The following is a 12,644-nucleotide window of genomic DNA, read 5'->3' as shown; positions in this document are numbered from 1 at the left end:
GGGCGTGTCGAGCAGGACCGAGGAGATCGCCGCGAACCTCGCGGCGGTGCGCGACCGGATCGCGCGCGCGTGCGACGCGGCCGGCCGGGACCGCGGCGAGGTCACCCTGATCGTGGTGACGAAGACCTATCCGGCCGAGGACGTGCGGGTGCTGTCCGGGCTCGGCGTCCGGCAGGTGGCGGAGAACCGCGACCAGGAGGCCGGGCCCAAGGCCGCCGCCTGTGCCGAACTTCCGCTGAGCTGGCACTTCGTCGGGCAGTTGCAGACCAACAAGGTGCGCTCCGTGGTCCGTTACGCTGACCACGTGCACTCGGTCGACCGCCCGCGCCTGGTCACCGCGCTGTCCGCCGCGGCCCTCGCCGCGGGCAGACCGCTCGGCTGCCTGGTGCAGGTCGCCCTCGACGCGGAGTCCGGCGACCGGGGCGAGCGCGGCGGGGTGGCACCCGACGCGGTGGGTCCGCTCGCCGACGCCGTCGCCGCCGCCGACGGGCTGCGGCTCGACGGCCTGATGACCGTCGCTCCGCTGGCCGGCCCGTACGCCGGCCAACCCCGCGCGGCCTTCGAGCGGTTGGCGGAAATCTCATCCCGCCTGCGCGAGACGCATCCGGCTGCGAACATGGTCTCGGCAGGGATGAGCCGGGATCTGGACGATGCGGTGGCCGCCGGGGCGACACATGTACGCGTCGGTACGGCGGTGCTCGGAGTCCGTCCCGGGCTCCGGTAACGTCACCAAACAAGTCGGACCACAGCATAAATATGGTGTGGCGGCCGCCGGGAGCGGTGGCCGCGGACCGAACCCCCGCTGAGAGGACGCAGAGCATGGCCGGCGCGATGCGCAAGATGGCGGTCTACCTCGGCCTCGTGGAGGACGACGGATACGACGGACCGGGCTTCGACCCCGACGACGAGTTCGAGCCCGAGATGGCCACGCCGCCCAGCGGCCGCGCCGAACCGGAGCCCGAGCGCGCCGCCCCCCGCCGGCCGCACAACCAGCACGTGCCGCCGAGCCCGCAGCCGCAGGACGACCCCCCGCGGCTGGTGCATGCCCCGGCACCGCGCGAACCGCGGATCGCCCCAGTGGCATCCATCACACCCGAACGTCAGAACCTGGAGAAGAACGCACCGGTGATCATGCCCAAGGTCGTGTCAGAGCGGGAACCGTACCGGATCACCACGCTGCACCCCCGGACCTACAACGAAGCCCGTACCATCGGGGAACACTTCCGCGAAGGCACCCCGGTGATCATGAACTTGACGGAGATGGACGACACCGACGCGAAGCGACTTGTCGACTTTGCCGCCGGTCTGGTCTTCGGCCTGCACGGCAGCATCGAGCGGGTGACGCAGAAGGTCTTTCTGCTCTCGCCTGCTAACGTCGATGTCACGGCGGAGGACAAGGCTCGCATCGCCGAGGGTGGGTTCTTCAACCAGAGCTAACCTGAACCTGGTCTGACCAGGCAGAACGCAACCGCACGACATGTAGGACCCGGTCGGCAGGCCGATGGATGAGCAGGGGAGAGGGAAGCGCGATGAATGTCGCACTCCAGGTGCTGTACATCGCGCTGTACTGCCTCCTGTTCGTGCTCATCTTCCGTTTGGTGATGGATTACGTCTTCCAGTTCGCCCGTTCGTGGCACCCTGGGAAGGCGATGGTGGTCATCCTGGAAGCCACCTACACTGTCACCGATCCGCCACTTAAGCTTCTGCGGCGTTTCATCCCGCCGCTACGTCTCGGGGGCGTGGCGCTCGACCTGTCCTTCTTCGTATTGATGATCATCGTGTACATCCTGATCTCCGTCGTAGGGGGTCTGATGTGAACGGTGCGGGCTCCCGATATGTCGACGATCACGTTGAGGTGAAGAGATGCCGCTGACCCCCGAGGACGTTCGGAACAAGCAGTTCACGACCGTCCGCCTCCGAGAGGGCTATGACGAGGACGAGGTCGACGCCTTCCTCGACGAGGTCGAGGCGGAGTTGACCCGACTGCTCCGCGAGAACGAGGACCTGCGGGCCAAGCTGGCCGCCGCGACCCGTGCCGCCGCTGCCAACCAGCAGCAGCAGTCGCAGAACATGCGCAAGCCGGAGCAGCAGGACCGTCCGGTGCCCGCCGCCATATCCGGACCCCAGCCGGTGCAGCAGCAGATGCCGCAGCAGCAGGTGGGTCCGCCCCAGCTGCCGGGCGGCGCGCCGCAGTTGCCGGCTGGACCGAGCGGCCAGCAGCAGCACGGCCCGGGCCCGATGCAGCAGATGGGCCAGCACCCGATGCAGCAGCAGGGCCCCGGCCCGATGGGGCAGATGGGTCAGCACCCGATGCAGCAGGGCCACCCCATGCAGCAGCAGGGTCCCGGCGGCATGCAGGGGCCGGGTGGACCCGGCGGGATGCAGGGCCCCGGCGGTCCGGGTGGTCCGGGCATGCAGGGCCCCGGCGGCCCCGGCCCGATGGGTCAGCACCCGATGCAGCAGCAGGGCCCCGGTGGCGACAGCGCCGCCCGCGTCCTCTCGCTCGCCCAGCAGACCGCGGACCAGGCGATCGCCGAGGCGCGGTCGGAGGCCAACAAGATCGTCGGTGAGGCGCGCAGCCGCGCCGAGGGCCTGGAGCGGGACGCCCGTGCCAAGGCCGACGCGCTGGAGCGGGACGCCCAGGAGAAGCACCGCGTCGCGATGGGATCGCTGGAGTCCGCGCGTGCCACGCTCGAGCGCAAGGTCGAGGACCTGCGCGGCTTCGAGCGGGAGTACCGCACCCGGCTGAAGTCCTACCTGGAGTCGCAGCTGCGCCAGTTGGAGAACCAGGCGGACGACTCGCTCGCCCCGCCGCGGACCTCCCCGCCCGCGCCCTCGCTGCCGTCCGCTCCCTCCATGGGCGGCGGATCGATGGGGGGCAACGGCTCCATGGGCGGGATGGCGCCCGCGGGTGCCGGTGCGGCGATGGGGCACGGCGGTTCCGGCGGCCCGTCCTACGGCGGCGGTGCCGGGCAGAACGGCTCCATGGGCAACGGGCACGGGCCCGGCCCGACGTACGGCGGCCAGCAGCAGATGTCCCCCGCGATGACGCAGCCGATGGCACCGGTGCGCCCCCAGGGACCGCAGCCGTTGCAGCAGGCGCCGACGCCGATGCGCGGCTTCCTGATCGACGAGGACGACAACTAGGGCGTCACTCCACCCAGCACGACGAAGGTCCGGGCCCCCGGGGAATCCTCCCCAGCGGGGCCCGGACCTTGTGCGCGTCCGCCCACCCGTCCCACGAGGGCGGGCCCCGAACGCCGGTCACCCCGAGGGGCGCGTGGGATGCCCCCACGCGCCCCTCCGCGGCTAGGACTTCCGCAGGTGGAAGGTGAGGGACAGGCCCTCGTCGGTGAAGGCCGGACCGAAGTCGGAGGTCGGGTCGCCCTGGGCGAAGTCGGGGGCGAGGACCTCCTCGGAGATCAGGCCCGCGTGCGTGGTGAGCGCGGTGGCCACGTCGGAGTCCCGCGTGCTCCACCGGACCGCGATCCGGTCGGCCACGTCCAGTCCCGACTGCTTGCGGGCCTCCTGGATGAGCCGGATCGCGTCGCGGGCCAGCCCGGCGAGCCGCAGCTCGGGCGTGATCGCCAGGTCCAGGGCCACGGTCGCGCCGGAGTCCGACGCGACGGACCATCCTTCCCGGGGGGTCTCGGTGACGATGACCTCCTCGGGGGAGAGCTCGACGCTCGCGCCGTCCACCGGCACGCTCGCCGTGCCGCGTTCCCGCAGGTCCGCCGAGAGGGCACTCGCGTCGGCGGCGGCGACCGCGGCGGCGACCGCCTGCACGCCCTTGCCGAACCGCTTGCCCAGCGCCCGGAAGTTCGCCTTGGCGGTGGTGTCCACCAGGGACCCGCCGACCTCCGAGAGGGAGGCGAGCGACGAGACGTTCAGCTCCTCCGCGATCTGGTCGCGCAGTTCGGCCGGCAGCGCGGCGAACCCGCTCGCCGCGACCAGCGCCCGGGACAGCGGCTGCCGGGTCTTCACCCCGGACTCCGCGCGGGTGGCGCGGCCGAGTTCGACCAGCCGGCGCACCAGCCGCACCTGCTCCGACAGCGCCGGGTCGATCCGCTCCGCGTCGGCCACCGGCCACTGCGCGAGGTGCACCGAGTCGGGGGCGTCGGGCGCGACCGGGACGACCAGGTCCTGCCACACCCGCTCGGTGATGAACGGCACCAGCGGCGCCATCAGCCGGGTGAAGGTCTCCAGCACGTCGTGCAGGGTGCGCAGCGCCGCCGCGTCCCCCTGCCAGAACCGCCGCCGGGAGCGCCGCACGTACCAGTTGGACAGGTCGTCGACGAACGCGGACAGCAGCTTGCCGGCCCGCTGGGTGTCGAAGTCCTCCAGCGCCTCGGTCGTGTCGCGGACCAGCGTGTTCAGCTCGCCGACCAGCCAGCGGTCCAGCAGCGGCCGGTCCGCCACCGCCGGGTCGGCCGCGGACGGCGCCCAGCCGGAGGTGCGGGCGTAGAGCGCCTGGAAGGCGACGGTGTTCCAGTAGGTGAGCAGTGTCTTGCGCACCACCTCCTGGATGGTGCCGTGCCCGACCCGGCGGGCCGCCCACGGGGAGCCGCCGGCCGCCATGAACCAGCGCACCGCGTCCGCGCCGTGCTGGTCCATCAGCGGGATCGGCTGGAGGATGTTGCCCAGGTGCTTGGACATCTTGCGGCCGTCCTCGGCCAGGATGTGGCCCAGGCAGACCACGTTCTCGTAGCTCGACCGGTCGAAGACCAGGGTGCCGACGGCCATCAGCGTGTAGAACCAGCCGCGCGTCTGGTCGATCGCCTCGGAGATGAACTGCGCGGGGTAGGTCCGCTCGAAGACCTCCTTGCCCTGGTACGGGTAGCCCCACTGCGCGAACGGCATCGACCCGGAGTCGTACCAGGCGTCGATCACCTCCGGCACCCGGGTCGCGGTCCCGCCGCAGGTCGGGCAGGCGAAGGTGACCGCGTCGATGTACGGGCGGTGCGGGTCCAGGGCCGACTGGTCGGTGCCGGTCAGCCCGGTCAGCTCGGCGCGCGAGCCGACACAGGTCAGATGGCCGTCGGCGCAGCGCCAGATGGGCAGCGGGGTGCCCCAGTAGCGGTTGCGGGACAGCGCCCAGTCCACGTTGTTGTCCAGCCAGTCGCCGTAGCGGCCGTGCTTGACGGTCCCCGGGTACCAGTGGGTGCGCTCGTTCTCCCGCAGCAGCGCGTCCTTGACCGCCGTGGTGCGGATGTACCAGGACGGCTGCGCGTAGTACAGCAGCGCGGTGTGGCAGCGCCAGCAGTGCGGGTAGCTGTGCTCGTAGGGCAGGTGCCGGAAGAGCCGGCCGGCCGCGTCGAGTTCCGCGACCAGCGTCTCGTCGGCCTTCTTGAAGAAGACCCCGCCGACCAGCGGGACATCCGGCTCGAAGGTGCCGTCCGGGCGCACCGGGTTGACCACCGGCAGACCGTACGCGCGGCAGGTCCTCAGGTCGTCCTCGCCGAACGCGGGGGACTGGTGCACCAGCCCGGTGCCGTCCTCGGTGGTGACGTACCCGGCGTTGACGACGAAGTGCGCGTCGGGGATGTCGACGTAGTCGAACGGGCGCCGGTAGGTCCAGCGCTCCATCTCGGCGCCGGTGAAGGTCTGCCCGGTCGCGGTCCACCCCTCGCCCAGCGCCTTGCCGAGCAGCGGCTCGGCGACGACCAGCCGCTCGTTCCCGTCGGTGGCCACCACGTACGCCACCTCGGGGTGCGCGGCGACCGCGGTGTTGGAGACCAGGGTCCAGGGGGTGGTCGTCCACACCAGGAGGGCGGCCTCGCCGGCCAGCGGACCGGAGGTGAGCGGGAAGCGCACGTAGACGGAAGGGTCGACGACGGTCTCGTAGCCCTGCGCGAGTTCGTGGTCCGACAGGCCGGTCTGGTCGCGCGGGCACCAGGGGGCGACCCGGTAGTCCTGCACCAGCAGGCCCTTGTCGAAGATCTGCTTCAGGGACCACCACACCGACTCGATGTACTGCGGGTCCATGGTGCGGTAGGCGTCGTCGAGGTCCACCCAGTAGCCCATGCGCGTGGTCAGCTCGGCGAACGCGTCGGTGTGCCGGGTCACCGACTCGCGGCACTTCGCGTTGAACTCCGCGATGCCGTACTCCTCGATGTCCTGCTTGCCGGTGAAGCCCAGCTCCTTCTCCACCGCCAGCTCGACCGGCAGCCCGTGGCAGTCCCAGCCGGCCCTGCGGGTCACGTGGTGGCCCTGCATGGTCTTGAACCGCGGGAAGACGTCCTTGAAGACCCGGGCCTCGATGTGGTGGGCGCCGGGCATGCCGTTGGCGGTCGGCGGGCCCTCGTAGAAGACCCAGTCGGGGCGGCCCTCGGACTGCTGGACGGAGCGGGCGAAGGTCTTCCGCTCGCTCCACAGTCGGAGCACCTCGTGTTCGAGGGCGGGCAGATCGACCTGGGCGGGTACCTGGCGGTACTGCGGCTGGCTCATCAGGGGTTCTTCCTCCGGCGGACGCTTGTCGCTTGTCGCGTTCTTCCGTCGGAGGGACGAGAACCCGTGCCGGCGCTCCCGCGGTACCACCCTCCTTGGCGGTGTACGGGCCCGTGGGACCCACCGCCCCCTCATTGGGGTCGCGAGGCCGGTTCTACCAGCGGACGGGCACCGTGCTCGGCGCGCCCGTGGGCCTTCTTCCGGCGGCTCCGGGGTGATCTTCGCACCGCGCACACCCCCGGGCTTCCACCGTCCCCGGGTCGCTCATGGCTGCGTGCGGCGCTACTCGTCCCATCCACGCCTTTCGCTGCGCCCAGTGTACGGGCCCGCGCGGCGCGCCCGCGCACGGTTTTCCCGGGGCGCGGCGGGTCCCGGCTGACCCTAATGGCGGCCTTCGTCCCGGGATACGGCATGGTTCACGGCTTACGGCGGAATACCTGACCGTGAGCTGGGCACAACGGATGCAGACCGGTTCCCCGCCCGAGGGCCCGGGTCGGCCCGGCAGCGCGCCCCGTTGCCGCGGATCGGTGCCCGTTTTACCGTTTCCGGCACGATTCGCGCACGAGATCACCGACGTGAAGGGGTCGCGGCCATGGTCGTGAGGAAGCCCGCCGCCGACGCGGCGGTGGCGAGGAAACCGGCCGGCACGGCCGCCGCGGAGGCGGCGGCCGGGAAGAAGGGCGCGACCGGCACGGAGGAGGAGGCGGCGGCGTCGTCCGCCCGCTCGGCCGAACGGCCGGCGGCGAAGAGGAGCGCGAAGTCCACGGCGAAGAAGACCACGGCGAAGAAGGCCGTAGCCAAGAAGGCCGTAGCCAAGAAGGCGCCGGCGAAGAAGGCCGCGGCGAAGAAGGCGCCGGCCAAGAAAGCGGTGGCCAAGAAAGCGCCGGCCAAGAAGGCGGTGGCCGGGAAGTCCGCCGCCGGGAAGTCCGCCGGCGGGAAACCGGTTGCCGCGAAGACGGCCGGGAAGAAGGCGTCTGCCAGGAAGGCGGCGGCCGGCAAGGCGGCCGGGACCGGGACCGCCCCGCAGAAGACCTCGGCCGCTCAGCGGCCGGAAGCCGAAACGGCGACCGCCGGCGAGGCTGGGACCAGGAAGACAGGAGCCCGCAAGGTGGCAGCTAAGAAGACCGTGGCCAAGGCGGCCGACTCCGCGGTGCCCGCGGCGCGGATCTCGGCGGAGCCCGGCACCCTCGCGGTGCTGCCCGGGGAGGAGCCGTGGACCCCCGAGGAGATCGAGGAGGCGAGGTCGGAACTGCTCGCCGAGGTGGAGCGGCTGGGGACGGAGATCGCCTCCTCGGAGGCCGCGGTGGCCGGGCTGCTGCGCGACTCCGGGGACGGCGCCGGGGACGAGGCCGACACCGGGTCCAAGAACATCACACGCGAGTCGGAACTCGCGCTCGCCGCGAACACCCGGGAGATGCTCACCCAGGCGGACCACGCGCTGCGCAGACTCGACGAAGGCACGTACGGCCTGTGCGAGGTCTGCGGCCGACCGATCGGGAAGGCCCGGATGCAGGCGTTCCCCCGCGCGACGCTGTGCCTCGACGACAAGCAGCGCCAGGAGCGCCGCTAGCCCCTGCGGACGGCGGGGCCCGACCCCCGGGCTGCCCCGTCCTGTCGGTTCCGGGACCTTCCGGTCCGCTGTGGCCGGTCGCGCCGTTCCCCGCGCCCCCGGGTTCGTGCGGCTCCTCCGCGAGGGAGGCCGCGCCCCGAAGGGGCGCGGGGAACAGCGCGACCGGCTCACCACCGGGAGATGGTCCCGGAACGGGCGGAACGGGCACCCCGGGGGGTCGGCCCCCCTTGGTACCCTCGCACGGAGGGTCGGGCACACAAGGCTGAGGGACTGACGTGACGGAAGCGGAGCGCACCATCACCACACCGGAGACGCCGGACGGGGACGCGGGTGCGGAGAAGGCCGCGGGCGGGACCGCGGAGGGCGCCCCCGAGGCGGCCCCGGCCCCGCGCGGCAGGCGCCGCATCGCGGTGCTGATAGGCGTCGCGGCACTGGCGTACCTCCTCGACCTGCTCTCGAAGCTGTGGGTCGTGCACAGCCTCGAACACCACGCCCCGATCGACGTCTTCGGCCACTACCTGCGGCTGGACGCCATCCGGAACGCCGGCGCGGCCTTCGGCATGGGCCAGGGCATGACCGTGGTGTTCACGGTGATCGCGGTCGGCGTCATCGTGGTGATCGCGCGCCTGTCCCGCCGCCTGTACAGCCTTCCGTGGGCGATCGCGCTCGGCCTGCTGCTCGGCGGTGCCTTCGGCAACCTCACCGACCGCGTCTTCCGCGCGCCCGGCGGCTTCCAGGGGCGGGTGGTCGACTTCATCGCCCCCGAGCACTTCGCGATCTTCAACCTCGCCGACTCCGCGATCACCTGCGGCGGCGTGCTGATCGTGCTGCTCTCCTTCCTCGGCATCGAGCCGGACGGCAGGCGCCAGCAGCGGGAGGAGTGACCGGCCGGCATCCGGGCCCGGCCGAGTCCGGCATACTCGACCGGGTGAGTACGCTTCCCGAGGTCCGCTCCCTGCCCGTGCCCGACGGCCTGGAGGGCGAGCGCGTCGACGCCGCCATCGCCCGCATGTTCGGCTTCTCCCGGACGAAGGCGGCCGAGCTGGCCGCCTCGGGGAAGGTCTCGATCGACGGGTCCGCGGCCGGCAAGTCGGAGCGGGTGCACGGCGGGGCGTGGCTCGAGGTGGAGATGCCGGCGCCTCCGGCCCCGGTGCGGATCGTCGCGGAGCCCGTCGAGGGCATGGAGATCATCCACGACGACGACGACGTGCTGGTCGTCGTCAAGCCGGTGGGCGTGGCCGCGCACCCCAGCCCCGGCTGGACCGGGACCACCGTGATCGGCGGGCTCGCCGCCGCCGGGTACCGCATCTCGACGTCGGGCGCCGCCGAGCGCCAGGGCATCGTGCACCGGCTGGACGTCGGCACCTCCGGGCTGATGGTCGTGGCGAAGTCCGAGCGGGCGTACACCCGGCTGAAGCAGCAGTTCCGGGACCGCGTGGTCGACAAGCGCTACCACGCCCTGGTGCAGGGCCACCCCGACCCGATGAGCGGCACCATCGACGCGCCGATCGGCCGGCACCCCACCCACGACTACAAGTGGGCGGTCACCGCCGACGGCAAGCCGTCCGTGACGCACTACGACCTGATCGAGGCGTTCCGCTCCGCCAGCCTGCTCGACATCAAGCTGGAGACCGGCCGCACCCACCAGATCCGGGTGCACATGTCCGCCCACCGCCACCCGTGCGTGGGCGACCTCACCTACGGGGCCGACCCGACGCTCGCCAAGCGGCTGGGGCTGACCCGGCAGTGGCTGCACGCGGTGCGGCTGGGCTTCGAGCACCCCGCGGACGGCGAGTGGGTCGCGTTCGAGAGCACGTATCCCCAAGACCTCCAGTCCGCGCTGGACGTGGTGAGGGCCGACAGCCAGTAGGGGCGTGGCAACCTAGCGCCGTGGATCAACTCGCGCTGTTCTTCGCGATCATGCTGGCCGCGATCGTCATGGTGCCGGTGGCGGACCGGGTCGGGCTGCCCTCACCGGTGCTGATGACCGTGGTGGGCGGCGTCCTGGCGCTGATCCCGCAGGTCCCGAACATCGAGATCAACCCCGACCTGATCCTCCCGCTGGTGCTGCCGCCGCTGCTGTACGCCTCGGTGCAGCGCACGTCGTGGCGGCAGTTCGCGGCGAACCGGCGGGCGATCTTCCTGCTCGCGGTCGCGCTGGTGTTCCTCACCACCGCGGCGGTCGCGGTCGTCGCCAACGCGGTGGTCTCCGGGATCACCGTGGCCTCCGCCGTCACGCTGGGCGCGCTGGTGGCGCCGCCGGACCCGGTCGCGGCGACCGCGGTGGCCGGCAGCCTCGGCCTGCCCCGCCGGATGATCTCCATCCTGGAGGGCGAGGGGCTCTTCAACGACGTCACCGCCATCGTGCTGTACCACGTGGCGGTGGCGGCGGCGCTGTCCGGCCACTTCTCGCTGCCGCACGCCATCCTGGAGTTCGTGCTGTCCGCGGTGGTCGCGGTCGCCGTCGGGCTGGCGCTGGGCTGGGGCGCCAACAAGCTGATGGGCGTGGTCGGCGACGCCACCTTGCAGATCGGCCTGTCGCTGCTGGTGCCCTTCGCGTCCTACGCGATCGCCGAGGGCCTGCGCGGATCCGGTGTGCTGGCGGTGCTCACCGCGGCGCTGTTCCTCACCGAGTACGCCTTCGAGGCCGACGACGTGAGCGCGCGGCTGGCCGGCAACACGTTCTGGGAGATCGTCGACACCCTCGTGACCGGGATCGCCTTCGGGCTGATCGGCCTGGAGATACACCACGTCTTCAGCGCGGCCGCCGGCAACTGGGGGCCGCTGCTGCGCGACGCCGGGCTGGTCGTCGCGGTCGTGGTCGGCATCCGGCTGCTCTACCTGCTGCCCGCCGCGGCCATCGCCAAGCGGCTGCACAAGCTGCGGGACATGGACGAGGACATCCCGCTGACCTGGCGCGAGACGGTCACCATGTGGTGGGCCGGGATGCGCGGGGTGGCCTCCGTCGCGCTCGCGCTGGCGATCCCGCTCACCACCGACCACGGCGACCCGTTCCCCGCCCGCGCCCAACTGCTCTTCATCGCCTTCTCCGTGGTCCTGGTCACCCTCGTGCTCCAGGGGCTCACCCTGCCCTGGCTGGTGCGAAGGCTCGGGGTCGGCGCGGACGTGGAGGAGGAGCACGACCAGGAGCGCGCGCTGGCGCTGCGGGCGATGAAGGCGGCCCGCAGGCGGCTGAAGGAGATCGAGTCCAGCGAGTCCCTCGACGAGGAGCTGGCCGAGATGCTCTACCACCGGGCGGTGGACCTCGGGGCCCGTATCTCGCCGGACGTCATCGACGAGGAGCGGCGCGAGAGCCACGCGCGCCGGGCCAAGCGGATCAAGTCGCTGCGCCGCATCCAGGACGACATGCTCTCCGCGGCCCGGCACGAGGTGCTCTCCGCCCGCAGCGAGCCCGGGTCCGACCCGGAGATCGTGGACCGGGTCCTGCGCCACCTCGACCTCCGCTCCATGCGGGGGGCGTGAGGGGTCCGCCGGGGCGCAGGCGCCGGCGGCCGGGGATCAGGGGGCCGGGTCGGGCGGGAGGTCGTCCTGCATGCGCACGCTGACGCGGGGCAGGGCGTAGGGGTGCTCGGCGCGGAGGAAGTCGATCAGTTGCTCCCGTATGAGGCAGCGCAGCGCGAAGATGTCGCTCGCGTCCTTGGCGGTGGCCACGGCGCGGACCTGGACGGTGGTCGGGGTGGTGTCCAGCACGACCAGGCTCCAGGCGCGGTGGTCCCACTCCGCGGCCTGCTCCAGGATCTCCAGCAGCCGCTTGCGCATGAGGTCGATCGGCGCGGAGTGGTCGAGGTGGAAGAGCACCGCGCCGGTCATTCGCGGGTCGCCGCGCGACCAGTTCTCGAACGGCTTGCTGGTGAAGTAGGAGACCGGCATGGTGATCCGCCGCTCGTCCCAGGTCCGCACGCTCAGGTAGGTGAGCGTGATCTCCTCGACCTCGCCCCACTCGCCGTCGACCACCACCGTGTCGCCGATCCGCACCATGTCCCCGAACGCGATCTGCAGCCCGGCGAAGAGGTTGCTGAGGGTGGACTGCGCGGCGACACCGGCGACGATGCCGATGATGCCGGCCGAGGCCAGTACGGAGGCGCCGACGGTGCGCATCTCGGGGAACGTGAACAGCATCGAGGAGACCGCGATCACCCCGACGATCGCGGTCAGCACCCGTTGGATCAGGGTGAGCTGGGTGCGCAGCCGGCGGATCTTCGGCACGCTGTGCGCCGTCGCCACGTAGCGGGCGTAGGAGGAGTCGATGACGGCCGCCGCGACCCGCACCGCCAGCCAGGCGGACGCGGCGATCAGCACCAGCGTGAGCGTCCGGCCGATGGCCACGGCGTGCTCGTCCTCGAAGTGCGCGGTGTGGTACGCGCCGCGCAGCAGCGCGGTGCACAGCACCACCTGCGACGGCAGCCGGCAGCGCCGCAGCAGGTCCCACAGCGGGGTCTCCGGGTGCCGGGCGTCGGCCGAGCGCAGCGCCCGGTCGCCGATCCAGCCCAGCAGTACCGTCAGCACGACCGCCGCGCCGATCACCATGATCGGCCGCAGCGTGCTCTCCATGCCCACCACCTGCTCCTGTTCGTGTCCGTCGACGGCCCCCACAGGGCACCTGTGT

Annotated in this window: 10 protein-coding genes; 8 read left to right on the top strand and 2 right to left on the bottom strand. The window is 72.1% G+C overall.

The annotated features are described in order from the left end of the window. Positions 1 to 4 precede the first annotated feature (4 nt). The 4 genes from RVR_RS07800 to RVR_RS07785 all read left to right on the top strand — a co-directional run bounded on the left by RVR_RS07800 (position 5) and on the right by RVR_RS07785 (position 3,147). A complete protein-coding gene (locus RVR_RS07800) occupies positions 5 to 724 on the top strand; it encodes a YggS family pyridoxal phosphate-dependent enzyme (RefSeq protein ID WP_202233156.1) in 720 nt (239 codons plus the stop codon). 95 nt (positions 725 to 819) lie between these two features. Beyond that, positions 820 to 1,437, top strand: coding sequence for a cell division protein SepF (locus RVR_RS07795; RefSeq protein WP_202233155.1), 618 nt, complete (start codon positions 820 to 822; stop codon positions 1,435 to 1,437). Between the two features lie 92 nt (positions 1,438 to 1,529). Next, positions 1,530 to 1,817, top strand: coding sequence for a YggT family protein (locus RVR_RS07790; RefSeq protein WP_202233154.1), 288 nt, complete (start codon positions 1,530 to 1,532; stop codon positions 1,815 to 1,817). A 46-nt stretch (positions 1,818 to 1,863) separates the two neighbouring features. Continuing rightward, on the top strand, positions 1,864 to 3,147 hold the full coding sequence (locus RVR_RS07785; RefSeq protein ID WP_202233153.1) for a DivIVA domain-containing protein: 1,284 nt from the start codon (positions 1,864 to 1,866) through the stop codon (positions 3,145 to 3,147). A 162-nt stretch (positions 3,148 to 3,309) separates the two neighbouring features. Here RVR_RS07785 and ileS read toward each other — a convergent pair whose 3' ends face one another. Continuing rightward, complete coding sequence (gene ileS / locus RVR_RS07780; RefSeq protein ID WP_202233152.1) at positions 3,310 to 6,447, bottom strand: isoleucine--tRNA ligase; 3,138 nt, start codon at positions 6,445 to 6,447, stop codon at positions 3,310 to 3,312. A gap of 592 nt (positions 6,448 to 7,039) precedes the next feature. On the opposite strand from ileS, the gene RVR_RS07775 reads away from it, so the two are divergent. The 4 genes from RVR_RS07775 to RVR_RS07760 all read left to right on the top strand — a co-directional run bounded on the left by RVR_RS07775 (position 7,040) and on the right by RVR_RS07760 (position 11,500). Continuing rightward, positions 7,040 to 8,017, top strand: coding sequence for a TraR/DksA family transcriptional regulator (locus RVR_RS07775; protein WP_202233151.1), 978 nt, complete (start codon positions 7,040 to 7,042; stop codon positions 8,015 to 8,017). A gap of 275 nt (positions 8,018 to 8,292) precedes the next feature. Further along, a complete protein-coding gene (lspA, locus tag RVR_RS07770) occupies positions 8,293 to 8,901 on the top strand; it encodes a signal peptidase II (RefSeq protein WP_202233150.1) in 609 nt (202 codons plus the stop codon). Positions 8,902 to 8,945: 44 nt separating this feature from the next. Beyond that, complete coding sequence (locus tag RVR_RS07765) at positions 8,946 to 9,887, top strand: RluA family pseudouridine synthase (RefSeq protein WP_202233149.1); 942 nt, start codon at positions 8,946 to 8,948, stop codon at positions 9,885 to 9,887. A gap of 20 nt (positions 9,888 to 9,907) precedes the next feature. After that, a complete protein-coding gene (locus tag RVR_RS07760) occupies positions 9,908 to 11,500 on the top strand; it encodes a Na+/H+ antiporter (protein WP_202233148.1) in 1,593 nt (530 codons plus the stop codon). Positions 11,501 to 11,536: 36 nt separating this feature from the next. Here the strand turns inward: RVR_RS07760 and RVR_RS07755 are convergent, their stop codons facing one another. Then, positions 11,537 to 12,589, bottom strand: coding sequence for a mechanosensitive ion channel family protein (locus tag RVR_RS07755; protein WP_202238458.1), 1,053 nt, complete (start codon positions 12,587 to 12,589; stop codon positions 11,537 to 11,539). Positions 12,590 to 12,644: the final 55 nt, after the last annotated feature.

Origin of the sequence: Streptomyces sp. SN-593 (assembly GCF_016756395.1) — a bacterium.
Classification (GTDB): domain Bacteria; phylum Actinomycetota; class Actinomycetes; order Streptomycetales; family Streptomycetaceae; genus Actinacidiphila; species Actinacidiphila reveromycinica.
The sequence above is the reverse complement of the archived record's forward strand: the minus strand, read 5'-3'. Positions and strand labels throughout refer to the sequence as shown.